The organism is Micromonospora humida (genome assembly GCF_016901255.1).
Classification (GTDB): Bacteria; Actinomycetota; Actinomycetes; order Mycobacteriales; family Micromonosporaceae; genus Micromonospora; species Micromonospora wenchangensis.
In genome coordinates this window covers 222,299-246,094 of record NZ_JAFEUC010000008.1, presented here as the reverse complement: position 1 = coordinate 246,094, position 23,796 = coordinate 222,299, and the positions used below count along the sequence as shown (strand labels likewise).

The 23,796-nt window shown below is 72.4% G+C and carries 18 protein-coding genes; 5 read left to right on the top strand and 13 right to left on the bottom strand.

Going from position 1 to position 23,796, the window contains the following annotated elements; translation table 11 throughout:
• Position 1: 1 nt before the first annotated feature.
• Positions 2 to 751 carry a sugar isomerase domain-containing protein gene (locus tag JQX11_RS18320; protein ID WP_204926172.1) on the bottom strand — a complete coding sequence of 250 codons (750 nt, stop codon included), beginning with the start codon at positions 749 to 751 and terminating at the stop codon, positions 2 to 4.
• The gene (locus tag JQX11_RS18315) at positions 748 to 1,695 is read right to left on the bottom strand and encodes a MurR/RpiR family transcriptional regulator (protein WP_204926171.1); all 948 of its coding nucleotides are present in this window, start codon (positions 1,693 to 1,695) and stop codon (positions 748 to 750) included. The genes JQX11_RS18320 and JQX11_RS18315 overlap by 4 nt, the downstream gene beginning before the upstream one ends.
• 201 nt (positions 1,696 to 1,896) lie before the next feature.
• Between JQX11_RS18315 and JQX11_RS18310 the strand changes: the two genes are divergently transcribed.
• From JQX11_RS18310 to JQX11_RS18300, 3 genes are all read left to right on the top strand, one after another.
• Entirely contained in the window at positions 1,897 to 2,928 is a 1,032-nt protein-coding gene (locus tag JQX11_RS18310) for an N-acetylglucosamine kinase (RefSeq protein ID WP_204926170.1), read from the top strand.
• 353 nt (positions 2,929 to 3,281) lie between these two features.
• On the top strand, positions 3,282 to 3,485 hold the full coding sequence (gene cspE, locus JQX11_RS18305) for a transcription antiterminator/RNA stability regulator CspE (protein WP_013283833.1): 204 nt from the start codon (positions 3,282 to 3,284) through the stop codon (positions 3,483 to 3,485).
• Positions 3,486 to 3,760: 275 nt separating this feature from the next.
• Positions 3,761 to 4,048 carry a hypothetical protein gene (locus tag JQX11_RS18300; protein WP_204926169.1) on the top strand — a complete coding sequence of 96 codons (288 nt, stop codon included), beginning with the start codon at positions 3,761 to 3,763 and terminating at the stop codon, positions 4,046 to 4,048.
• A gap of 66 nt (positions 4,049 to 4,114) precedes the next feature.
• Here the strand turns inward: JQX11_RS18300 and JQX11_RS18295 are convergent, their stop codons facing one another.
• The 3 genes from JQX11_RS18295 to murD all read right to left on the bottom strand — a co-directional run bounded on the left by JQX11_RS18295 (position 4,115) and on the right by murD (position 8,518).
• On the bottom strand, positions 4,115 to 5,596 hold the full coding sequence (locus tag JQX11_RS18295; RefSeq protein ID WP_443673946.1) for a CoA-acylating methylmalonate-semialdehyde dehydrogenase: 1,482 nt from the start codon (positions 5,594 to 5,596) through the stop codon (positions 4,115 to 4,117).
• A 62-nt stretch (positions 5,597 to 5,658) separates the two neighbouring features.
• Entirely contained in the window at positions 5,659 to 6,966 is a 1,308-nt protein-coding gene (locus JQX11_RS18290; protein ID WP_204926168.1) for an aspartate aminotransferase family protein, read from the bottom strand.
• Positions 6,967 to 7,168: 202 nt separating this feature from the next.
• A complete protein-coding gene (gene murD / locus JQX11_RS18285; RefSeq protein ID WP_204926167.1) occupies positions 7,169 to 8,518 on the bottom strand; it encodes a UDP-N-acetylmuramoyl-L-alanine--D-glutamate ligase in 1,350 nt (449 codons plus the stop codon).
• Positions 8,519 to 8,604: 86 nt separating this feature from the next.
• Here murD and JQX11_RS18280 point away from each other — a divergent pair, with 86 nt between their 5' ends.
• The gene (locus JQX11_RS18280) at positions 8,605 to 9,954 is read left to right on the top strand and encodes a MurL-like N-terminal domain-containing (protein ID WP_204926166.1); all 1,350 of its coding nucleotides are present in this window, start codon (positions 8,605 to 8,607) and stop codon (positions 9,952 to 9,954) included.
• Between the two features lie 367 nt (positions 9,955 to 10,321).
• Here the strand turns inward: JQX11_RS18280 and JQX11_RS18275 are convergent, their stop codons facing one another.
• From JQX11_RS18275 to JQX11_RS18240, 8 genes are all read right to left on the bottom strand, one after another.
• Positions 10,322 to 12,004: a PucR family transcriptional regulator gene (locus JQX11_RS18275; RefSeq protein WP_307826232.1), complete on the bottom strand. Its 1,683-nt coding sequence runs from the start codon at positions 12,002 to 12,004 to the stop codon at positions 10,322 to 10,324.
• 118 nt (positions 12,005 to 12,122) lie between these two features.
• A complete protein-coding gene (gene argG / locus JQX11_RS18270; protein ID WP_204926164.1) occupies positions 12,123 to 13,574 on the bottom strand; it encodes an argininosuccinate synthase in 1,452 nt (483 codons plus the stop codon).
• A gap of 56 nt (positions 13,575 to 13,630) precedes the next feature.
• A complete protein-coding gene (locus JQX11_RS18265) occupies positions 13,631 to 14,446 on the bottom strand; it encodes a TrmH family RNA methyltransferase (protein ID WP_204926163.1) in 816 nt (271 codons plus the stop codon).
• 27 nt (positions 14,447 to 14,473) lie between these two features.
• Positions 14,474 to 14,872: a hypothetical protein gene (locus JQX11_RS18260; RefSeq protein ID WP_204926162.1), complete on the bottom strand. Its 399-nt coding sequence runs from the start codon at positions 14,870 to 14,872 to the stop codon at positions 14,474 to 14,476.
• Positions 14,869 to 17,616 (bottom strand): hypothetical protein, encoded by a 2,748-nt coding sequence (locus JQX11_RS18255; RefSeq protein ID WP_204926161.1) that lies wholly within the window; start codon positions 17,614 to 17,616, stop codon positions 14,869 to 14,871. The genes JQX11_RS18260 and JQX11_RS18255 overlap by 4 nt, the downstream gene beginning before the upstream one ends.
• A 58-nt stretch (positions 17,617 to 17,674) precedes the next feature.
• The gene (locus JQX11_RS18250; RefSeq protein WP_204926160.1) at positions 17,675 to 19,228 is read right to left on the bottom strand and encodes a class I SAM-dependent methyltransferase; all 1,554 of its coding nucleotides are present in this window, start codon (positions 19,226 to 19,228) and stop codon (positions 17,675 to 17,677) included.
• Positions 19,229 to 19,237: 9 nt separating this feature from the next.
• Positions 19,238 to 20,080 (bottom strand): L-histidine N(alpha)-methyltransferase, encoded by an 843-nt coding sequence (locus JQX11_RS18245; protein ID WP_204926159.1) that lies wholly within the window; start codon positions 20,078 to 20,080, stop codon positions 19,238 to 19,240.
• A gap of 389 nt (positions 20,081 to 20,469) precedes the next feature.
• Positions 20,470 to 21,471, bottom strand: coding sequence for a toll/interleukin-1 receptor domain-containing protein (locus JQX11_RS18240; RefSeq protein ID WP_204926158.1), 1,002 nt, complete (start codon positions 21,469 to 21,471; stop codon positions 20,470 to 20,472).
• A gap of 286 nt (positions 21,472 to 21,757) precedes the next feature.
• Between JQX11_RS18240 and JQX11_RS18235 the strand changes: the two genes are divergently transcribed.
• Positions 21,758 to 23,590 carry a thiamine pyrophosphate-requiring protein gene (locus tag JQX11_RS18235; RefSeq protein ID WP_204926157.1) on the top strand — a complete coding sequence of 611 codons (1,833 nt, stop codon included), beginning with the start codon at positions 21,758 to 21,760 and terminating at the stop codon, positions 23,588 to 23,590.
• The last annotated feature ends 206 nt before the right edge of the window (positions 23,591 to 23,796 follow it).

Genomic DNA, 23,796 nt, shown 5'->3' with positions numbered 1-23,796 from the left:
GTCAGGCGGTTCGCCGGAGACGCCCGGCGTACCGCGACTCGAGGGCGAGGTTGTGCGCGTCCCCACCGGGGACGTTGGCGGAGAGGTAGATAGGGGGTACCTCTCCGGCCTGGTGGAACCGTCGGACGACCTCCGCGGTCACCAGTTGCGCCAGCAGCGCGGAGGTGACCGAGGAGACCGCACAGACCGCGCCGCCGCCCTCCAGCGGCAGCAGTGCGTCGCCGTACGGTGCGCCGTTGTCCAGCACGACGTCGGCGAGTTCGGCGAGTCGACGCCCGGACGGGTGGCGGGGTGCGACCCGTGCGGTGTGCGCGACCGAGGTGACCGCGATGAGCGGATGGCCGTGCCCGGTGACCAGCGTCGCCAGCTCGACCACCGAGCCGTTGATGCCGGACTGCGAGGCGATCAGGAAGACGTCGGCCGGGTGCGGCCGGGCCAGCGGGTAGAGCTGGTGGGCCACGGCCGGGTCGCGTTCCAGCTTGGGGTCGGTGAGCACGTCGCGCGGGGCGTCGCCGTGCAGCACCAGGTCGTGCAGGCCGATCCGGTTGGTCGGGACCAGGCCACCGGCGCGGGCCACCAGCTCGGCGGCGAACGCCTCGGAGTGGCCGGCCCCGAACGCCTGGAGCACCCCGCCGGCCCGCAGGCTGGTGGCGATCAGGTCGGCGGCCCGGCCGATCGCCTCGGCCTGGGTGTCGAGCAGCCGGTCGAGGACGGGCCGGACGGCCCGCGCGTACCCCTGGGCACTGATCATGAGGTGGTCCCCTTCGCGGCCTTGTGCCCCTGCACGGCCTGGGCGGTACGCCGGAAGGCCGCGTGGGCGCGGTCGTGGGTGCGCTGCGCCACGGCGATGTAGAGCAGGTCGAGCACGACGAGTTGGGGGTGCCGGGCGGACAGCGCGTCCGGCCGGAAGGTGGTGGCCTGGCTGGCGGTGAGCAGGACGGTGTCGGCCAGTTCGGCGAGCGGCGAGCGCGGGAACCCGGTCAGCGCCACGGTGGTGGCCCCCCGGCTGCCCGCCTCGGCCAGCATCTCGATGGTCTCCCGGGTCTGTCCGGTGTGCGAGATGCCCAGCGCCACGTCGCCGGGGCCGAGCAGCGCGGCGCTGGCCAGCCCCTCGTGCACGTCGCTCCAGGCCCACGCGGCGACCCCGATGCGGTGCAGGCTGAACTGCATCTCCTCGCCGACCAGCGCGCTGCCGCTGGCCCCGAAGATGTTGACCCGGGCGGCGCCGGCGATGGCGACGGCGGCCCGTTCGACCTCGGCGAGGTCGAGCAGGGTGGCGGTGTCGTGCATGGCCCGGGTGTCGGCGGCCATGATCTGGTCGAGCACCCGTTCCAGCGGGTCGCCGGGCTGGATCTCCCGGCCGATGTCGACGGTCCAGCCGGCCGAGCGGGCCCGGCCGGTCTCGGAGGCGATGCCCAGGCGCAGGTCGGCGTAGCCGTCGAAGCCCATCGCCCGGCAGAACCGGGTGATGGTCGCCGGTGAGGTGCCGCTGCGTTCGGCCAGCTCGACGATGGTGGCGCGGGCCGCTGCCTCCGGGTCGCTGAGCACCTGCTCGGCGACCCGGCGCAACGCTCCCGTCAACTCTCCCGTGCCGGCCCGGACCCTGGCCAGTACCCCGTCCGCGCCGCGCCGGTCGACGGGCTCGGCATCGACCACCGCGGTCGCCGCGGTGGTGTCCGTCTCGAGCTCGGCCATCGACACGCCTTTCGGAAAAGAGTGTTAACTGTTAGTGGTAAAAGTTCTTACTGAAGGCCCCTTCCTGTCAAGACCATGGGCGAAGTTTTCAAACTGTTACCTGGCGCGCAGCCCGCTCCCACCCCCCGGTCTTGCCCTGCGGCACCGCACCGACCAGCATGGACACCCCCGAACCAGCACACCCCCGGGAGGCCCGCGAGGATGTCCGGCACCGTCGTGGTCGGCCTCGACGTCGGGGGTACGTCCACCCGGGCGACCGCCCTGACCCTCACCGGCGAACGCCTCGGCACCGGCCGGGCCGGCGGCGGCAACCCCACCAGCCACGGTGCCGAACGGGCCGCCGCCGAACTGTCGACCGCGCTGCGGGAGGCGCTGCGCGACGTCGACCCGACCCGGGTCCGCGCCGGAGCGATCGGGCTGGCCGGGGCCGGCCGGTTGCGCGCCGACCCGGCCGGCCGGGCCGCCTTCGACCGGGCCTGGTCGGACGCCGGCCTGCGCTGCCCGTACACGGTGCACAGCGACGCCCTCGTCGGGTACGCCTCCGGCACCGCCGCAGCCGACGGCACGATCCTGATCGCCGGCACCGGGGCGATCGCCGCCCAGGTGTGCCGGTGGCGACTGGACCGGGTCGCCGACGGGCACGGCTGGCTGCTCGGCGACGCCGGTTCCGGGTTCTGGCTGGGCCGGGAGGCGGTCCGGCGTCTGCTCGCCGACCTGGACGCGGCCCGGACGCCGGGGCCACTGGGCCGCCGGGTGCTCGCCACCCTGCTGGGGGACGATCAGGTCGCCGACCGGCCCCGGGAGACCGTGGACGCGGTGGTGCAGGCGGTCACCCGCCGGCCGGCGGTGGAGCTGGCCCGACTCGCCCCGCTGGTGGTCGCCGCCGCCGAGACCGAACCGGCCGCCGTCACGCTGATCGAGCGGGCCGCCGGGCTGCTGGCCGACAGTGTCGCGCGGATCCGACCGGCCGGCGCGGTGGACCCGGTGGTCCTCGGCGGCGGCCTGCTCACCGGTGGCACCCCACTGGCCGTCGCCGTCACCGCGGAACTGGCCCGGCGGTGGCCGGTCGCGCCCCTGCGTCCGGCCGGCGACGGTGCCGCCGCGGCGGCCTGGCTCGCCGCCCGCGACCTGCCGGTGATCACCGATCCAGCGGCTCTGCACCCGCTGTTCGTGCCGGATCCGCCCGTCGACGGGGAGGGTGTCGGTCTCGACTCTCCCCAGGGTCGCTCGTGAGCGAGTTCCGTCGATGCCGCCGACCGGTCGGGTCTTTCGCCGGGACGCCTCCGGCCGCAGTCGGCACGATGGCGAACATCGATGGATCTGGCGATTGCCGCCTACGCACCGGCGGTCCGGTGGGTACGCGACATCACGTCCAGGCCCACCCCCGCCCCGGAGTCGCGACGGATCGCGTGCTACGGTGAACGGGTTGCAGTTTTGATTTCCGTAGACGTTTCCGGGCGCCTGATGGGTTATCTGAAACCCATCCGGGCGCTTTTCGTTTTTCGTGTCGTTTCGATGCGGGTTATCAACTCGGCGGCTAAGGGTCCGCGCAGTGCGGTCTCTCCCCAGCCTGCAGAGGAGCAGACATGACCACAGGTACCGTGAAGTGGTTCAACGCCGACAAGGGCTTCGGCTTCATCAGCCCCGACGACGGCGGTGCCGACGTGTTCGCCCACTTCTCCGCGATCTCGGCGAGCGGCTTCCGCAGCCTCGACGAGAACCAGAAGGTGGAGTTCGACATCACCCAGGGCCAGAAGGGCCCGCAGGCGGAGAACATCCGCCCGCTCTGATCCACACCCCACGCACGGCGGCCCGACTGGTTCAGCGGGCCGCCGTTCGGCGTTTCCACCGCTCACCACGGCGACCGCGGCTGAGCGACCAGGGCCGCCCCGGCCAGGCGTGAGCCGACGCAGACCCCTCCCGCTACGCGCCACGTTCCACAGCGCCGCCGCCCTGACGGTCGGGGCACGTACGACCCTGGTCCCGGTGGAGCACAGCCCGACGCCCCGGCTCCTGATGACCGCGGCCGGGGGCCGAGGTGCGCAGCGTTCACCCTGAAAGGCTGATGACTTTGACGACGACCTACTCGGGTCCGGCGAGGCTGATCCTGGCCGGCGGCGCACGCATTACCGGCATGGCTTCCCTCAGCACCAACCATCGCGGTGGACTCGGCGGCTGGGGTGGCACCTTCCGGCCGGACGAGATCACGACGGACCTTCGCAACGCCGTCGAGGGACTGCAGTTGGAACTGCCCTACGATCGCGTCGGAACGGTCGCCGTCACCGGCTTACGCAAACTACTCGCCACGCAGGTGTTGATGTCGCTGGCGGGCCGCGGACCCGCACCATTCTGACCGTACGCCCGCACGGCCCCGTCACCGGACACGGTCACCCGTGCCTGCCGGGTGTGCCGTGGCTGCTCAGGTCTGGGTGGGGAAGCCGAGGTTCACCCCGCCGTGGCGCGGGTCCGGCCAGCGGCTGGTGACCACCTTGCCCCGGGTGAAGAACCGCACCCCATCCTCGCCGTGGGCGTGCAGGTCACCGAAGAGCGACGCCTTCCACCCGCCGAACGAGTAGTAGGCCATCGGCACCGGGATCGGCACGTTGATCCCGACCATGCCGACCTCCACCTCATGCTGGAAGCGCCGGGCCGCCCCACCGTCGTTGGTGAAGACCGCCGTGCCGTTGCCGTACGGGTTGGCGTTGACCAGCGCGACCGCCTCGTCGTACGAGTCGACCCGGACGACACCGAGCACCGGGCCGAAGATCTCGTCGGTGTAGATCGACATGTCCGGGGTGACCCGGTCGAACAGCGTCGGGCCGAGCCAGAACCCGCCCGGGTCCCCGTCCGGCACGACGTCCCGACCGTCCACCACCGGCACCGCCCCCGCCGCCACCCCGGCCTCGACGTACCCCCGCACGCGTGCCAGGTGCGCGGCGGTCACCAGCGGCCCCATGTCGCAGCCACGCCGCCCGTCGCCGGTACGCAGCCCGGTCATCCGCGCCGCGATCCGCGCCACCAGGGCGTCGGCGACCGGCTCCACCGCGACCAGTGCGGAGATCGCCATGCACCGCTCGCCCGCCGAGCCGAACCCGGCGTTGACCGCCGCGTCGGCGGCCAGGTCCAGATCGGCGTCCGGGAGCACCACCAGGTGGTTCTTCGCCCCGCCGAGGGCCTGCACCCGCTTGCCGGTGAGCGTCGCGCGCCGGTGCACGTGCCGGGCGACCGGGGTGGAACCGACGAACGACACCGCCCGCACGTCGGGATGGTCCAGCAGCACGTCGACCGCCTCGGCGTCGCCGTTGACCACGTTGAGCACCCCGGCCGGCAGGCCCGCCTCGACGAACCACTCGGCCAGCAGCAGCGCCGCACCCGGGTCCTTCTCGCTCGGCTTGAGCACCACCGCGTTGCCGCAGGCCACCGCCACCGGCACGAACCACAGCGGCACCATCACCGGGAAGTTGAACGGCGAGATCACCGCCACCACCCCCAGCGGCTGCCGCAGGCTGTACGAGTCGACCCCGGTGGAGACGTTCTCGCTGAACCGTCCGCGCAGTGCCGAGGCGATACCGCAGGCGTACTCGATCACCTCGAGGCCGCGCTGCACCTCGCCGGCGGCGTCGGCGAGCACCTTGCCGTGCTCGGCGGTGATCACCTCGGCGAGCCGGTCCCGGCGGGCGTGGACCAGCTCCCGGAAGGCGAACAGCACCGCCGTGCGGCGGGCCAGCGAGGCGTCCCGCCAGCTCCGGGCGGCCCGCCCGGCGGCCTCGACCGCCACCGCGACGTCCGCCGCGTCGGCCAGCGCCACGATTCCGGTACGCCGACCGGTCGCCGGGTCGAACACGTCCCCGTGCCGGCCGGACGTCCCGTCGATCCGCGCACCGTCGACGAAGTGCCCGATCCGGGCACCGTCCACGGTGGGCGCGGCCTGCTGGCCGCGTGACGTCCGCCGGGTCGCCCCGTTCACCGCGCCGCCTCCGCCGCCACCGTCGACCGGATCGCCTCGACCAGGATGGCCAGCCCCTCCCGGGCCTCGGCCTCGGTCAGGGTCAACGGTGGACCCATCCGCACCACGTTGCCGTGCAGGCCGCCCTTGCCGACCAGCAGGCCGCCGGCCCGGCACGCCTCGACGACCCGGCCGGTCAGCGCCGGATCGGGCTCCGTGCCACCCGGCTGAACGAACTCCACGGCGAGCATCAGCCCGCGGCCCCGGATCTCGGCCACCCCGTCGAGGTCGGCGACCGCGGCCCGCAGGCCGTCGACGAGGATCGCGCCCACCCGGGCGGCGTTGGCCTGCAGGTCGTGGTCACGCAGGTAGTCCAGGACGGCGTTGCCGGCAGCGGTGCAGAGCGGGTTGCCACCGAAGGTGGAGAAGCTGATCGCCGGCACCGACTCCATGATCTCGGCCCGGCCGACCACGCCGGCCAGCGCGAAGCCGTTGCCGATGCCCTTGGCGAAGGTGAGCAGGTCCGGGGTGACCCCGTGTGCCTGGTAGCCCCAGAAGTGCGCGCCGGTGCGCCCCCAGCCGGTCTGCACCTCGTCGGAGATGAGCAGGATGCCGTGCTCGTCGAGCACCTTGCGCCAGCCGGCGAACAGCCCGTCGGGCGGGGCGACGAAACCGCCGACCCCCTGGACCGGCTCGGCGATCAGGCAGGCCACGTCGCCGCTGGTCTGGGTGGCGAGCACCTCGCGCAGGTCCTCCACGGCAGCGTCGATCCGGTCGTCGGCGGGCAGCCGGGCGAGCAGTCCGCGCAGCCGCTCCCCGGAGTGCAGCCAGGCCACCTGCAGCGGGTTGTGCGCGCTGGCCGTCCAGCCCCGGTTGCCGGTGATCCCCATCGTCGCGTACGACCGGCCGTGGTAGCTGTTGCGGACGGCGAGGATCTGGTGCGAGCGGCGGTAGCTGGTGGCGGCCAGCAGCGCCGCCTCGTTCGCCTCGGTGCCGGAGTTGGTGAAGAAGACCCGGGCGTCCGGGATACCGGCGACCTGGACGATCTTCTCGGCCAGCTCCACCTGCTGCCGGATCAGATAGAGGGTGGAGGTGTGCACCAGGCCGGTCCGCAGCTGACGCTCCACCGCCTCGCGGATCTCCGGGATGTCGTAGCCGATCATGTTGGTCAGCACGCCGCCGAAGAAGTCCAGGTAGCTGCGCCCCTGGGCGTCGGTGACCCGGCGGCCGGACCCGGCGACCAGCTCGATCGGCTCGGCGTAGTAGAGCGGCATCCAGGACGGGAGCACGGCCCGGTGTCGGGCCAGCAGGTCGTCGGCGGTCATCGGCACACCCTTCCGCGGCGGGGTTCGCGTGCCTCGCACGCTGCCACCCCGGCCGGCCGTCGACAACTGCCACTGTGTCGCCCGACCGCCGCCCCCGCCTGACACGACGTCACCCGACCGGCACGGGCGGCACGGTCTGGCGGGCGGCGTGGGCAGCCAGGCGGGCGGCGCGGCCGGACGGCACCGGCGGCGCGGCGCGGGCTCAGCCGGCGGCGGTGGCCCGGATCGCCTCGGCGAACACCTCGGACCGGTGCTCGAAGTTGCGGAACCGGCCGTAGCTGGGCGCCGCCGGGGACAACAGCACCACCCCGTCGGTCGGGGTCACCGCCCGCGACAACCGGACCGCGTCCGCCAGGTCGTCCACCACTTCGGTACGCACCTTCGGCAGTCCGGCCAGCGCCGCCACGATCCGGGGACCGCTGTCCGGGATGCCGATCACGGTCAGTTCCCGCTCGGCCAGGTGGGTGGCCAGCGGGGTGTAGTCCAACCCCCGGTCGGTGCCGCCGACGATCACCGTCAACGGCCGCCCGTCGTACGCATCGATCGCATGCATCGCCGCGTACGGGCTGGTGGCGAGCGTGTCGTCGACGAAGGTCAGGCCGGACGGGTCGACGATCTCGGTGAGCCGGTGGGCCAGCCCGTGGAACCCGGCGACCGCCACCGCCAGGGTGTCCCTGTGGGCGACGACGTCGACCCCGAGCGCGTCGAGCACGGCGAGCGCCACACAGAGGTTGCCCGCGTTGTGCCGGCCGACCAACGGCAGCACCCCCCTGGCGAACAGCGGCCGGTCGCCGAGGTGGAACCAGTCGGTGCCGTCCGGGCCGGTGGCGACGTGCACGGAGTCGGGCAGGCCGGCGCGCACCGCCGCCCGGTCGCCCAGTTCCAGGGCGAGGCGCGGGTCGTTGCCGTTGACCACCACGGTGCGCGGGCCGTACGCGATCAGGTTCAGCTTGTCGCGGTAGTACTCGGCCTCGCCGCCGTGCGCGTCCAGGTGTTCGGGGAACAGCGCGGTGACCACCGCCACCCGGGGCGAGTCGGCCAGGTCGCTGCACTGGTAGCTGGACAGCTCCAGCACGTACAGCTCGGCCTCGGGCAGGTCGAGGGTGGGCACGCCGATGTTGCCGCCCAGCACGTTGGGCCGGTCCACCGCCGCAAGCAGGTGGCTGATCAGGCTGGAGGTGGTCGACTTGCCCTTGCTGCCGGTGACCCCGATCGTCCGGTCGGCGTGGTCGGCCATCCACAGGGCGGTGCCCTGCGTCACGGTCGCCCCCCGCGCCCGCAGCTCGACCAGCCACGGGTGGGTGTTGGGCACCCCCGGTGACCGGACGACGATCTCGGCGGCGGCCAGCCGGGCGAACCCCTCCTCCCCGGTGACCAGCGGCGCAGCCTCGGCGAGCGGGCCTTCCCAGGCCACGGTGAGGAAGTTCGCGCTGTCGTCGACGGCGACCAGGTCGGCCGGGCCGTGCGCGGCGATGGCGGTCACGGCGGCGCGGCCCTCCCGGCCGGCCCCCCAGACGGCGACGGTACGGCCGCGCAGATCGGACAGGCGCACGAACTCTCCCTCGGTGTCGACGGTGGTGCGGCGGCCCGGTCCGGCACAGCGGACCCGGCCGGACGGACCAGGGCCTAGTATGGCGTGTGCCCAACGAGCAGCTCCGGCGGATGGACGCCTTCACCTTCCCGTCGTACTCGTTCGAGCCCGCCACCGGCGCGGCGTCGTTCGACTACCTCCTGACCGGCCCCGACGGCGAGCAGCGGTTCACCGAGGTGATCACGCTGCCGGTGCCGGCCACGCCGCCGTCGGCGCACACGCTGGCCACCCTGGGCCGGGTCCTGGAACTGCTGCACGTGGTGGCCGGGGTCAGCTACTACAAGGCCGCCGCCCCGCCGCGCCTGGTGCTGCCGACGCCGTTGGGCGGGGCCGCCACCGCGCTGGTCACCGCCGTCTACACCAAGGGCCTCGCCGAGTACGCCTACCGCAACCAGCTCCCGCACGTGCTGGAGCTGCGTCCCGAGGTGCCGGCCGGCGAGGTCCCGCCACCCCGGGTGTACGACGACTCCGACAGGCGTCCGCTGTCGGCCGTCGGCGGGGGCAAGGACTCCATCGTCAGCCTGGAGGCGCTGCGCCGGGGCGGCTTCGACCCGGTGCCGTTCTCGGTCAACCCCAACCACGTGATCGTCGCGGTGAACGAGGCGTCCGGGCTGCCGGCGCTGGCCGCCCGCCGGCGGCTCGACCCGGTGCTGTTCGACCTGAACGCGGCCGGGGCACGCAACGGGCACATCCCGGTCACCGCGATCAACTCGCTGATCGCGGTCGCCACCGCCGTGCTGCACGGGCTCGGGCCGGTGGTGATGTCCAACGAGCGCTCCGCGTCCGACCCGAACCTGATCTGGAACGGTCACGAGATCAACCACCAGTGGTCCAAGGGGGTCGAGGCCGAGGGGCTGCTGCGGGCGGCGCTGGCCGACCATGCAGGGCTCACCGAGCCGTACTTCTCGCTGCTGCGCCCGTTGTCGGAGCTGCACATCGCCCGGCTGTTCGCCACCATCGACCGGTACGACGCGGTGGTGACCAGCTGCAACGCCGCGTTCAAGCTGCGCGACGCCAGCGCTCGCTGGTGCCGCGACTGCCCGAAGTGCCGGTTCGTCTTCCTCGCCATGGCCCCGTTCATGCCCCGGGACCGGGTGGTCGGCATCTTCGGCGGTGACCTGCTGGCCGACGAGACGCAGATCCCCGGCTACCGGGAACTGCTCGGCGTGGACGGGCACAAGCCGTTCGAGTGCGTCGGCGAGGTGGAGGAGTCGGTGGTGGCGCTGAGCCTGCTGGCCGCCCAGGACCAGTGGCGTGACGCCCCGGTGGTCCGAGCCCTGGTCGACGCGGTCCCCGCCGCCGCCTGGTCGACGGCGGCCACCTCCGACGTCTTCACCCCCGCCGGCCCCCACCACGTCCCCGCCGCCTACGCCAAAACCCTGGACACCCTGACCTGACCCCACTCCCCCGCGCCCGCCCACCCCGCCCCGCCCGCCTCACCCGGCCCCCATCACCCCGGTGATCAAGAGGTTCGCGTCACCGGGGCGGCGAATTCTGACGCATTCCTCTTGATCACGGAGAACCCGCCGGGCGGGGGGTCGGTCGGACGGCCGGACGGTCGGTGATCAAGAGGAATGCGTCACCCGGCCAGCGAAATCTGACGCGAACCTCTTGATCGCGGTCGACGGGCAGGCCGCGCGGGCGGTGATCAAGAGGTTCGCGTCACCCCGCCCACGGAATCTGACGCATTTCTCTTGATCACCGCAGACCTACCGGGCGGGCACGGGCCGGCAGGGCGGAAGGGCGGCGGGGCGGGGAGGTGCGTCAGGGGGTGCGGATGGCGTCGAGGGCCAGCAGGGCGACGTGCAGGGAGAGGCAGGCTTCGACCGAGTCGAGGTCGACGCCGAGGATCCGGCCGATCCGGGCCAGCCGTTCGTAGAAGGCCGGTCGGGACAGGTGCGCGGCGACCGCGCCGGCCGACTTGTTCCGGCCCTGCTCCAGGTAGGCACGCAGGGTGCCGAGCAGTTGCTCCCGGGGGTGCTGGGCGTCGTGGGCCAGCAGCGCGCCGAGTTCCCGTTCGACGAAGGTCTGCAACCGGGGCTCGTCGCGTAACAGGTGCAGCAGTCCGGCCAGCCCGACGTGCGGCAGCCGGAAGACCGGCAGGTCACGGCTGTCCCGGCGGGCGGCCTCGGCGACCTGGCGGGCCTCGACCAGCGAGCGGCGTACCTCCCGCAGGCTCGCCACCCCGGACCCGGCGGCGACGAGCACGCGCGCCGGCTGGTCGGGGTGGCGGCGGCGCAGCGCGGCGGCGAACGCGGCCAGCGCGCGGTCCTCGGCGGCGGCGTCCGGCAGGGCGAGCAGGATCCCCACCGCCTGGTCGTCGACGGGGCTGGTCAGCCCGGTCAGTTTCGCCTCCCGCAGCGCCTGGCCGACCGCCTCGGCGAGGTCACGTAGCCGGGCCGGGCCGGCCTCGGCGTCGGCCGGGCCGCCCTCGCCCGGTCCGGCCTGCTCGGCCGGGGTGTCGCGGCGGAGCCGGACCATGACGCCGATCAGGTGCCGACGCTCCAGGGGCACCCCCAGCGCCCGCGCCCGCAAGGCGATCTCGTCCACCGGCCGGGAGTGGTCGAGCAGGCCGGTGAGCAAGGTGTGGTGCAGTTGCCGTTCCAGTCCTTCGGCGTCGCGGCGGATCAGCCGGCCCAGCGCCAGGGTCGAGGCGGCCCGCTCCACCAGGATGGTCAGCCGGGTTGGCGGCGTGCCGACGGGCCGGCCGTCGCCGAGGCCCGCCCGCGCCGGCCAGCGCAGCAGCAGCCGACCCCAGTCCTGTCCGCGCGCGCCGACGGTCGTGACCAGCCAGCCGCTGTCGCTGTCGTACGCCGTGCGGCCGGCGGGACGCAGCCGTCGGGAGTGCTGCTCCCAGCCGTCCAGCAGCAGTTCGGCGTTCTCCCCGGCCGGGTCGTAGGCGAGCACCTGCCGGGACAGGTTCTCCAGCACCACCGGGCAGCCGGCCAGCGCGGCGGCCTGCCGGACCACCTCGGCGGCCCCGGCGCCCTCGACGGACAGTTCGGTGAAGCGTTGGTGGATCTCCTCGGCGGCCCGCAGCTCGTGCAGTTGGGCGTCGACGATCAGGGCGTGCACCGCCTCGGTGATCCGCACGAACGGGGTGGCCCGGCGCAGCTCGACCAGGGGCAGCCCGCGTCGGGCGGCGGCCACGGCCATCACCCGGGGCACCTCGGTCGGGTAGCGGCGGCCCAGCTCGACCACGAGCCCGGAGACGCCCACCGCGGCGAGGTCGCCGATGAAGGCCCGCAGTCCGGTGTCGTCGGCGGGCAGCCCGATGCCGGTGGTGAGCACGAGTTCACCCCCGCCGAGCAGGGTGGCGATGTCGGGCACCTCCGCCACGTGCACCCAGCGCACCGGCCGGTCCAGGCCGGCCTCCCCGGCGACCAGCCGGGGCGCGCCGCGGCGGACCGGGTCCAGCGCGAGCACCTCACGGACGGTAGGGAACACGGGCGACACGCTACCCTCCGTGACCCCGAGCCCGGCCATCCACCGTGCGTCGCCGCCCCGACGACGGGGGCGACCCCACCGGCCGGGACGGTGACCGTCCCGGCCGGTGGCGCGACGGTCAGTCGACGCCGAACTCCATCGCGGCCCGGTCGAGGGCCTCGTCGTCGGCCGTGGCGACGCCCCGCGAGGCGATGGCCTCCGCGCCGCCCTGCGGCATCGCCCCGATCAGCCCGGTGGAGGCGGCCTGCGCCGCGCCGACCGCACGCTGCGGGGCCGCCCCGCCGACCAGGCCGAGGGTGGCGTACTGCTCCAGCTTGGCCCGCGAGTCGGCGATGTCGAGGTTACGCATGGTGAGCTGGCCGATCCGGTCGGACGGGCCGAAGGCCGAGTCCTCGGTACGCTCCATCGACAGCTTGTCCGGGTGGTAGCTGAACGCGGGGCCGGTGGTGTCCAGGATCGAGTAGTCCTCGCCCCGGCGCAGCCGCAGGGTCACCTCGCCGGTGACGGCGGTGCCCACCCAGCGTTGCAGCGACTCGCGCAGCATCAGCGCCTGCGGGTCGAGCCAGCGGCCCTCGTACATCAGCCGGCCGAGGCGGCGGCCCTCGTGGTGGTAGTTGGCCAGGGTGTCCTCGTTGTGGATGGCGTTGACCAGCCGCTCGTAGGCGGCGTGCAGCAGCGCCATGCCGGGGGCCTCGTAGATGCCCCGGCTCTTGGCCTCGATGATCCGGTTCTCGATCTGGTCGGACATGCCGAGGCCGTGCCGGCCGCCGATGGCGTTGGCCTCAAGCACCAGGTCGACGGGGCTGCCGAACTCCTTGCCGTTGATCGTCACCGGGCGGCCCTGGTCGAAGCCGATGGTGACGTCCTCGGTGGGGATCTCCACGGACGGGTCCCAGAACCGGACCCCCATGATCGGGCTGACCGTCTCGATGCCGGTGTCGAGGTGTTCCAGGGTCTTGGCCTCGTGGGTGGCGCCCCAGATGTTGGCGTCGGTGGAGTACGCCTTCTCGGTGCTGTCCCGGTAGGGCAGGCCGCGTTCCAGCAGCCACTCCGACATCTCCTTACGGCCGCCGAGTTCGGTGACGAAGTCGGTGTCCAGCCACGGCTTGTAGATCCGCAGCTGCGGGTTGGCCAGCAGGCCGTAGCGGTAGAACCGCTCGATGTCGTTGCCCTTGAAGGTCGAGCCGTCGCCCCAGATCTGCACGTCGTCGGAGATCATCGCCCGGACGAGCAGGGTCCCGGTCACCGCCCGGCCCAGCGGGGTGGTGTTGAAGTAGGCCCGGCCGCCGGAGCGGATGTGGAAGGCGCCGCAGGTCAGCGCGGCCAGCCCCTCCTCGACCAGGGCGGCGCGGCAGTCGACCAGGCGGGCGACCTCGGCGCCGTAGCTGAGCGCACGTCCGGGCACCGAGTCGATGTCGGGCTCGTCGTACTGGCCGATGTCGGCGGTGTAGGCGCACGGGACGGCGCCCTTGTCGCGCATCCACGCGACCGCGACCGAGGTGTCGAGGCCGCCGGAGAAGGCGATGCCGACACGTTCGCCGATGGGCAGGGAGGTGAGAACCTTGGACACAAGGAAGATTATGCACCTGCCCGCATTCTCATGCAAATGAGTCGGGGGCGTGGCGGCTACCCGTCGACCGGGTCGTCCCGGCCCAACTCCCAGAACGCCACCGCCGCCGCCGCGGCCACGTTCAACGAGTCCACGCCACGCCGCATCGGGATCACCACCCGCACGTCGCTGGCCGCCTGCGCCGCCCCGGTCAGGCCGGGACCCTCCGCCCCCAGCAGCAGCGCCGCCCGCGCCCGCTGCGCCGGGGTCAACCGCTGCACCGGTACGGCGTCCGCCGCCGGCGTCATCGCGAGCACCGTGAACCCCGCCGCGCGTACCTCGTCCAGGCCGACCGGCCAGCGGTCCAGCTTCGCGTACGGCACCGCGAACACCTCCCCCATGCTGACCCGCACGCTGCGCCGGTAGAGCGGATCGGCGCAGGACGGCGAGAGCAGCACCGCGTCGATGCCGAGCGCGGCGGCCCCCCGGAAGATCGCCCCGAGGTTGGTGTGGTTGTTGATGTCCTCCAGGATCACCACCCGACGGGCGGCGGCCAGCACCTCGGCGGCGGCGGGCAGGGGTTTGCGGTGGAACGAGGCGAGCACACCCCGGTGGACGTGGAAGCCGGTCGCCTTCTCCAGCACGTCGGGGGTGGCCGCGTAGACCGGGGCGTCCCCGGTGTCCAGGTCGGCGAGCTGGTCGACCCGCTTGGCGTCGACCAGGTACGACCGGGCCGGATAGCCGGCCCGCAACGCCCGGCGCAGCACCAGCTCCCCCTCCGCGATGAACAACCCGTGCGGAGGCTCCCACCGGGTACGCAACTCGACGTCGGTCAACGCCCGGTAGTCGGCGATCCGGGCGTCGTCGGGGTCGGTGATCTCGTGTACGGGCACCGCCCGATTCTGCCCGTCCCCACGGACTCAGTTCACGAGCACCCCGAGGAGGTGCTCCCACCGGATCAACCCCGGCAGCAGCAGCACGGCACCCAGGAACGCCAGAAGGGTCAGGCAGAGCGGCAGTCGGGCACGACGTAACGCTCGGCGCAGGTACTCCTGACGGATCTCCTGTTTCTCGGCCTCGCTGAAGTCGCGGTCGATGTAGAGGTCAGCCTCCCGCTCGGCCGCCTGGAGCAGGTGCGCCGCCCAGGTCAGGAAGCCGGCGGCGACCATCCAGAGCGTGCTGTCCAGGGCCAGTTTGCCGGTGGACACCGTGGAGGCCGGCGGGCCGGTGGAGACCGAGGTGAGCATGTTGATGCCCGCGCCCGCGAAGAGGCCGGCCAGGAAGTTCAGCGTGGACGGTGCGGGCAGGACCGTGGTCACCGGTCACCGTCCGGTTCGTCGTCCGGGTCGTCGCCGGTGGTGTCGAACGGCCATGGCGGATACCAAGCCGCACCGCACACTTCCCGGCCCAGCTTGTTGATCTGCCGCAACACGTCGCGGTCGACGTCGGCGTGCAGCTGGCGCTGCAGGGCGGCGATCTGGGCCCGGAACTCCTGGTAACGCTCGATGACCTGCACCACCGCGCGGGTGCGGATCGTGCCGTCCCGCTTGGCGATCTGTTCCCGGATGGTCTGGCGGATCTGCTCGACACCCTGCTGCCACTCGGCGAGTTGTCGCGTGGTCAGGGTGTTGCCCCGGTGGTGGCCGTCGGGCTCCGGGGCGGCTCCCGGTACCGGCTCGACCGGCGTCTGCGGCCAGCCGTCGTTGAACACGTCACCGTAGAGTTTCAGGCTCTCCATCTGCACCACTTGCCAGAGGGTGTCGGCGAGTTGGGAGGCGACGAAAGGCAGCCGCAGCCGCTCCTCGGGCCCGCCCGGCAGGCGCCGCGTACCACGAAGTTCCTGCTTCATCCGGGAGAACAGGGTCTTGAGGTGTTCGTGCGTGCCGGTGGTGCTCTCCGTGCAGAGCAGGGTCGCCTCCAGCACCTGGGCCAGGTCGATCTCCCGGCCGGGAATCGTCCACTCCGCCTCCCGGCCGATCAACCAGGCGTAGGCGGTCTCGATCGACGGATTCCGGGCCACCCCGGCCCGGGTCAGCGCCGACAGACACATCGCCGTGGTGGCCTCGGCCCGGTTCCAGGTGCCGGTGCCACTGCGCCACCAGCCGCCCAACGGCCCGCCCTCGTCGACTCCGCGCAACAGCCACTGGCACGCCTTGTGAACCACCGGGGTCTCCAGTCGCAGACCGGCCTGGCAGAGCCCGAGCACCACCCGGGCGGTCACCCACGGCACCCGGGCCGGATAGAAGTTCCCGTCGTCCTCCGCGGCCTGCTCGGCCATCTCCACGAGCCGGGTGATCCGCTGTTCGTCGTGGGCCTCCGGGGGTGCCGAGCCCTCGAAACCGAGCAGCAGCCCGAGCACCCAGTTGCGGTACATCAGGTCGGTGTCCAGGTCTTCGGCGGTCAGACCGGCCAGGTGCGGTGCCGGCCCGAGCAGGGCGTCCTCCTCGGCCATCGCCGCCTTGATCTCGACGAAGTCCTGGTGGTCCTCGGTGTTGGCGCCAGCCGGCACCGGAAGGTCCTGGTCGGGATCGTCGTAGCGCCACGTGTCGCGGACCACCTCGGCGATCTGTCGCCACGAGTCGACGTGGTTGAGCTGGGCCAGGGCGCTGGCGGCGAAGACGGCCGCACCGAGATTGCCGCCCCAGGTGCGGTCGTTGGCGGTCTGCCGTCGTAGCCACTTGCCGAGCTGGCCCAGATGGTCCCAGGTGGTGAGCAGATAGAGTTCGTCACGACGGGCCTCGCCCGGTGAGACCAGCCGGTCGAGCCGGCTCAGCATCGCCTTCATCATGCGCTCGCCCCCACGCTGCAGGTGCAACCAGACGATCTGCTCCGGCCGCTTCCACAGCCGGTCGGCGTCCCAGTGGTGGCGGGCGTGGTTCATCACCAGTTTCGCCCGGCGGCGGGGCCCCACCTGGTAGGCACCGTCCACCTGGTGGATGAGATCGAGGCCCCGCAGTCGCTGTGGCACGGTGCCGAACTGAGCGGCCTCGCGGGTCGACAGCGGGAGTTCGAGCACACCGAGGCAGGAGAGCACGTAGAGCATCCGCCGCTCGCCCGGAGCGTCGACCTGCCTGGTGTAGTGCTCCTGCAGGTCCGCCTCTGTCGGCACCCGGCCGTCCCGCCCGTACAGGTCGATCGCGGTGAGGGCGATGTGCGCGTCCTCCTCCGCCAGGAGCCGGATCGCGCGCTGGTCGGCCTCGCCGATACCGCTGTCGGCGAGGAGCTGCCGGACCAGGTCACGCCCCTCAGCCTGCACCTGGTGCAGGTCCCGGGTCGGGTCACTGCCGCGCAGGAGGGCCCCGGCCGACTTCCAGCTGGTGGCCAACACCTGCACCGTGAGACCGAACTCCCCGCGCAACCGGGCGCGGACGGCGAAGACCTCGTCAAGGATCAGCAGGTTGGCGTGCAGGTTCTCCAGCACGAGCAGATGGTGCCGGCGCTGGTTGGCCGGGTGCCGCAGCAGCGCGCCGAGGATGGACTCCGGGCCGTCGGCCGGGTCGGTCAGGTTGAGCCAGACCATCCCGCCTCCGGCACCGAGCCAACGATCGGCGACGATCGCAGCGAGGGCCGACTTGCCGGAACCAGGGTCGCCGATGACCACCACGTCGTTGCCCACGTCCAGATGCCCCTCCACCCTCGCGGAGGCGGGCGTGCTGCGGTACATGCGCTCGTAGTAGGCCCGGGTCTCCGGCCCCGGTGCGTGCGCCTGCCCCACCCGCTGGGGCCGCCAGCCACGCTCCAGCGTTCCCCTGGCCAGCAGGCCGGCGGCGAGCAGGTCCAGCGGGGTGGTGTCCCGGTGGTCGACCGCCGCGCGGATCACCTCCGGGGTCAGCCGGACGTAGACGGCTCCACCGACGGCCTGCACCTCGATCACGAGTTCGTCCGTCCGGTCGCGGAACTGGATCGACGGCTTCCGGAAACTCAGTGCCGCCTCCCGGCCGGCAAGTAGTTCGTCGCGCTGCCTGATCAGATCGGACCGTGCCGCCAGCAGCACGTCGTACGCACCGGCCTCGGGGGCCAGCGCCTCAACCGCCTCCCACCGCGCGTACACACCATCGGACAATGACGCCTCACCCCTTTCGGCGCCGCACCCTGCGAGTCTCCTCAACAGGACTCCGATGTTAGCCGCTGGTAACCGTCCTGTCGCTCGATGAGTCGGCAGTCAGTCTGATGTATTCCGTGCCGACCAGTTCGCCGCCGACCCGCCCGACGTCGCAGGTGGACAGTCGGAAACCGCTGCGCCGGAAGGCTTCCTGCACCTCGGCCGCGTCACCGAGGTCGTTGCTGGTCATCTGGGCGGCGTAGCGCCGGGCGGCGCGGGACAGCTCCTCAAGCTCCACCGGTAGCAGCGTGCGCCAGCCGGCCGCCCGTTCCCGGAACCGCAGCTCGAAGTCGTCGACCAGGTTGGTCATCCGCGGCTGGCCGCCCTGTTGCGGCTCCTCCTCCGCTGCCTCGCCGTCCTCGTCGAGCGGCTCCGGACCCCGGCGCGGCCACTCGTTCTCCGGATGCAACCGGACCGTGGTGATCACCCGTCCGCCCGGTCGCAACAGCCGGGACCAGCTCTGGAGCACGGTGTCCACCGCCCGCCGGTCGAAGCGGGTCAGGAACGCGTCCGTCACCACCAGGTCGAAGCCGTCGTCGGCGAGCTCGTCGACCTGGTCGGGGCGGGTGATGTCCCGGCGGTGAACGGTCACCTCCGCACCCACCTGGGCGGCGTACCAGCGGCAGGCGAGCAGCGGGGTCTCGCAGAGGTCGAGGGCGTGCACGTCCAGGTCGTCGGGCAGCCTGCCGGTCAGGGCGCGGGCCGCGTCCAGCACGAACGCCAGCATGGTGTAGTCGGCCGCGCCACTGATCAGGATCCGCCGGGCGCCGCCCCGCACCGCCTCGACAAGCTGGGTGGTGTAGAAGGTGGCGTGCCAGTTGGGGCTGCTCACCATGTCGAACAGGCGCAGGTACTGCCAGGCGCTGTGGTACCAGACGCAGCTCTTACGGTCGAAGTGCGAGGTGGTGCACGACATCGGCGCCATGGCGTAGAGCATGCTGGCCGACCGGAGGATCCAGCGGGTGAGTTCCGGACCGGCCGGATACTGTCGGGCGACGGTGGTGGGGGCGCATCGTCGCCCCATCAGCTCCTCCCACAGCCGGCGGGCCCGGTCGACCTCCTCGGAGTTCCCGGTGACCACCCAGGAGGCGAGGCCGTCGGTGCCGGTCTCCTGCCGCACCACCACGCTCCGGTCGATCAGCCACATGTCGTTCATCGGCACGGTGGCCATCTCACCGGCGAGGGAGATCGGGACGCTGAACGCCTGCAGCTTGTGGTGCCGGTCCTCGACGATCTGGCGGTCGACCTCGTCGGTGTCCACCCCGCCGGTCGGCACCAGATACAGCCGCTGCACGACGCAACGGGCGGCGAGCTGACGCCAGACGGCGCGCGAGAACGGCGCCTGGGAAGACTGACCGGCTGCGGCGAACGGGACGATCTGGCAGAGTTCGGTGTCGACTCCCGCCGCGATGCCCTGGATCAGCTCGTCGCCGGCTGCGGCCGGCAACCGCACCTGATGCGGGTCGGTGCCCTCGTAGGAGGCCCGGTAGAACAGGCTCGCCCGCCGTGCCCGTTCGATCAGATCGGCCGGCGATCTGCGGCCCGGCCCCTCGTCCTGACCACCCATCGGCATACCCACTCCCTATCCTCGAGTCGCGGTGACGACCAGATGGACGCCTCCGGGTTCCGTGACGACGTCGCGGACGTGCCAACCCGCCTGGGCGACGGCACCTGTGACGTCCGAGCAGCTGAATCGACGTGACTGGAAGCAGTGGATCCGGTGCCCGGCGGGCAGGCACGCGCCGTCGACGACGACCTCCCGCTCCAGCACCGCCGCACCGGTCACCACGCCATCGTGGAAGGAGAGGTCGAACTCCAGGTCGGCCTCGGCGATGCCGGCGGCCAGTAGCGGCTCCAGCGCCGCCGCCCGGAACGCCTGGCTGCGGTACGGGGCCAGCGTCGTGGCCGTCCCCTCGTCGCACCGGAGCAGGACGCTGACCAGGAGCACGTCACCCGGGCGCAGCCCGGCATGGATGTTGCCCAGCGCGGCGGCCGGTGAGTCGACGTTGCCGAGGGTGTGCCCGAGCAGGCAGCTCACCACCGGACCGTCAGCGGGACGCCAGCGCTCGACCTGGTCGGAAGAGCCGCACTCGATGTCCCACAGCCGCGCGTCGACGGTCATCGCCGCTCCGGCGGAGTGGGTGAGCCGGGCACAGGCCAGCGAGAGCAGGGTGGCGCTGAAGTCCAGCGCGAGGTAGCGCCGGCAGGGGCGACCGCCGTCGGCCAGCCGGGCGAGGAAGGCACCGCTGCGGCGGCCGTTGCCCGGACCGATCTCGGCGATCGTGGTCGCCGTCGGGTCGAGGATGCCGGAGCCCAGCAACGCCTCCGCCTCCTGCCGGGCCGAGACGAGCATCGCCAGGTAGTCGTCGGACCGGGCGTACGCGTCGTGGGTGTAGGCGGCACTGCCGGCGTAGGCGTATTTCAACGCTATCCGACCCGCCCGGATCGCCTCGATCGCCGTCCGACGGTGTCGATCGTTTTCGAAGAAAGGGGATTGTCGGGTGTCCGACAATCGACCGGACCGGTGCAATGGCGGCGAGGAATCGAGCATCGCGAGGTCGCCGTCGAACCGGACCGGGTCGAATGCATCTGCCACAACACCCTCCGACTGTGCCAGATTTCATCGCGAGCCTCAGAGTAGAACAGTCGCGCATCCCTTTCCATGCCTGCACGGCAGGTCGTTGCGCGATCTGCAATTCGATCAATACCGGGGACCAGCTATATCAGGAATTAGTTCCAGACAGCAGACCCATTAGTACCTGCCAATGTAGCCGAACGGACGAGTGACTGGTGCGGCATCGGCCGATGGCGCGCTCACCCCCGGGTGTCGAATCGGGCCCTCAACTGCCGGATCGCGGCGCGGGCCGCGGTGAGGAAGGTCTGCGGGGTGAACTCGTGCCGCTGCCAGTCCCCCTGGAGGCCACCGATGTCGCCCACCCCCGTCTCCACCAACAACACGATGTACTTGTTGAAGGCGAGCGCCGCACCCTTCTCCTCGATCAGCCAGGCGCTGGTGGTGTAGTTGTCGGCCGGTTCCGCCAGCCGCTGGTGACGGGTCATCACCGACAGGAACGCCTCGCACTCGCGGATGCGGTTGAGCACCGCCTTGCCGACGTAACCCTCGGCCGCCCGGCCGGTGACCACCTGGAACCCGTTGTCCTCGAGGAGACCCCGTAGCCCCTCGACGTACCCCTGTTCCTCGACGAAACGGTAGGAGAGGAAGACCGTGTTGGGCACCGGCGCCGGCTGCACCAGCGCCGGCTCGACCGGCACCCGGTCCAGGATCCGGGCGGTGTCGACGGACTCGGCGAGCTGCCGCAGGGAGGGGTCCTGGTTGGCCTCGGCGATGCCGTACACCTCGTCGAGCAGCCTGGTCGCGTTGCGCTGCCCCTCGGCCAGCAACCGGTGCGCCTGGCACCGGGCCAGCACCGTCCGGGTCTCGGCCGGCAGCATCTCGTCCGGTACGCGTTTGTCGAGCACGAACAGTTCCCGGAAACGGGCCCGATCGCCCTGGTAGAAGACGCTCGCCGGTCGTTCCGTCTCGGCCACGTCGACATGCAGCACGAAGGCCACCAGCGGATCCCGGCCCCGGATCCGGGCGACGAAGTCGCTTGTCGCACCGAGCCCCAGGTTGAGGGGATCCACGACCACCACCTCGTAGCCGCCGCCCGCCATCCGCTGGGCCGCGTCGTCGAGATCTTCGGCGACCAGCACCCGGTCCACCATCGGGCTGGCGGCCAGTTCGCGATAGAGCCGACCCGCCGCCGCCTGGTCGTTGTCGCAGAGCAGCACGGTGAGCGGAGGTAATTCATTCACGGCAGGAACTCCGAAATATCAGTGATCGACATCGACGAGGTCACCAATATTGGCATGCGAAAAAACTGTTGGCCTCACCAGGTGCGGCCGACCGCGACGACCGATCGGCGGGGGGCCGTGACCGGAAAGGCGACGCCACCACCATTGGCGGAAATCAGCTCCGTTAGACGGCCGGTCCGCCGCCCGCCCGGACAGGTGGCACGAATGCTCGGGTTTGCGGTTCGAAAGCGCGGGAAGGAAGCGGGAAGGGGGGCGGGAAGCGGACGCGACCGGAGGGACCACCACGATGAGCGCAGCGGGCACCACCGACGGCCGGTTGCCGAGAAACGCCACGGTCGCCGATCACGTCGTGGCCCGGCTCGCCGAGTGGGGGGTGCACCGCTACTTCGGCTACCCGGGTGACGGCATCAACGGGATGACCTCCGCCCTGCAACGGGCCGGCGACCGGGTGGAGTTCGTCCAGGTACGCCACGAGGAGACCGCCGGCTTCGCCGCCAGCGCCCACGTCAAGTACGGCGGCGGCCCGCTCGGCTGCGCCCTGGCGACCAGCGGCCCCGGCGCGATCCATCTGCTCAACGGCCTCTACGACGCCAAGCTCGACCACCAGCCGGTGGTGGCCCTGGTCGGCAACACCGCGCTCACCGCCGAGGGCGGCGGCTACTACCAGGAGGTCGACCTGCTCGCCCTCTACAAGGACGTGGCCGGGGACTTCCTGGCCCAGCTCGACGACCCGTCCCAGGTGCGGCACCTGGTGGACCGGGCCTGCCGAACCGCACTGTCCCGCCGGACGGTGACCGCGCTGGTGCTCCCGCTGGACGTGCAGGACGAGCCGGCGGTGCCGGACCCCCCGCACGCGCACGGCTACTACCACACCAGCGCGGCCCCCAGCAGCATGCCGACCGTGCCACCGGAGGCGGAGCTGCGCCGCGCCGCCGAGGTGCTGCGCGGCGGCGAGAAGGTGGCGATGCTGGTCGGGCAGGGCGCGCTCGGCGCCGAGGCGGAGGTACGGCTGATCGCCGACCGGCTGGGTGCCGGGGTGGCCACCGCCCTGCTCGGCTTCACCGCCGTCGACCACCGCGAGCCGTGGGTGACCGGGGCGATCGGGCTGCTCGGCACCCGGCCGAGCTGGCAGCTCATGCAGGAGTGCGACCGGCTGCTGATCGTCGGTAGCAACATGCCGTACTCGGAGTTCTATCCGCCGCAGGGGCAGGCCCGTGCGGTGCAGATCGACCTGGACGGCACCCGGATGGGGCTGCGTTACCCGACGGAGGTCAACCTGACCGGCGACGCCGGCCCGACCCTGCGGGCGCTGCTGCGGGAACTGGGCGACGGGCCCGCGCCGACGGCCTGGCGGGCGACGATCGCCGACGCCACCTCGGGATGGCGGCAGGCCCAGGCGGAACTGGCCGGGCAGCCCGCGCACCCGGTGAACCCGCAACTGCTGTTCCACACCCTCAACGACGTGCTGCCCGACGACGCGATGATCGCGGTGGACTGCGGCACCGCCACCGCCTGGTACGCCCGCCACCTCCAGGTCCGCCCCGGCATGCTGGCCAGCCTCTCCGGCACCCTGCTGTCGATGGGCGGGGCCATGCCGTACGCCCTGGCGGCGAAGTTCGCCCACCCGGACCGTCCGGTGGTGGCGTTGATCGGCGACGGGGCGATGCAGATGAACGGGGTCAACGAGTTGATCACCGTGGCGAAGAACTGGCGGCAGTGGGCCGACCCGCGTTTCGTGGTGCTGGTGCTCAACAACCGGGATCTGGCGTTCGTCAGCTGGGAACAGCGTTCCACCGAGGGCACCCCGCGCTATCCGGCCAGCCAGGATCTGCCGGACGTCGCGTACCACAGGTGGGCCGAGGTGTTGGGCCTCGACGGCGTGCTGGTCGACTCCCCCGACCAGGTCGACGGCCTGTGGCGACGGGTGCTGACCGCCGACCGCCCGGTGGTGGTGAACGCGGTGGTCGACCCGGCGGAGCTGATGCTGCCCCCGCACTTCACCCTCGACCAGGCCCGCAAGACGGCGGCGGCCCTGCTGCGCGGCGACACCGACCGGGCCGGCATCGTCCGCCGGGGCATCCCCGCCACCCTGGCCACCTACCGTCCCCGCCGCCGCTGACCCGCCACCGGGGCCGGGGCCGCTCGCCATGTCGCCACACCAGCGGGGTCGGCGCGGGACCGACACCGCTGGTGTGGCGATGATGGGTCGATCATGGGCCGGGCCCGCCGCCCTGTCGATCGTCACGCACCCGGTCGGGTCGGGCGATCATGGGACGCGGTGTCGATTCATGGCTCGCCCGGCCGCCGGTGGGCCCGGAGTTGTTG

Bases quoted from the DNA above. Each gene is read 5' to 3' on its own strand.
- JQX11_RS18310 (WP_204926170.1), top strand. From the start codon at position 1,897: ATGTCCGGCACCGTCGTGGTCGGCCTCGACGTCGGGGGTACGTCCACC.
- JQX11_RS18250 (WP_204926160.1), bottom strand. From the start codon at position 19,228: ATGCCGATGGGTGGTCAGGACGAGGGGCCGGGCCGCAGATCGCCGGCC.
- JQX11_RS18320 (WP_204926172.1), bottom strand. From the start codon at position 751: ATGATCAGTGCCCAGGGGTACGCGCGGGCCGTCCGGCCCGTCCTCGAC.
- JQX11_RS18300 (WP_204926169.1), top strand. From the start codon at position 3,761: ATGACTTTGACGACGACCTACTCGGGTCCGGCGAGGCTGATCCTGGCC.
- JQX11_RS18315 (WP_204926171.1), bottom strand. From the start codon at position 1,695: ATGGCCGAGCTCGAGACGGACACCACCGCGGCGACCGCGGTGGTCGAT.
- JQX11_RS18235 (WP_204926157.1), top strand. From the start codon at position 21,758: ATGAGCGCAGCGGGCACCACCGACGGCCGGTTGCCGAGAAACGCCACG.
- JQX11_RS18290 (WP_204926168.1), bottom strand. From the start codon at position 6,966: ATGACCGCCGACGACCTGCTGGCCCGACACCGGGCCGTGCTCCCGTCC.
- cspE (WP_013283833.1), top strand. From the start codon at position 3,282: ATGACCACAGGTACCGTGAAGTGGTTCAACGCCGACAAGGGCTTCGGC.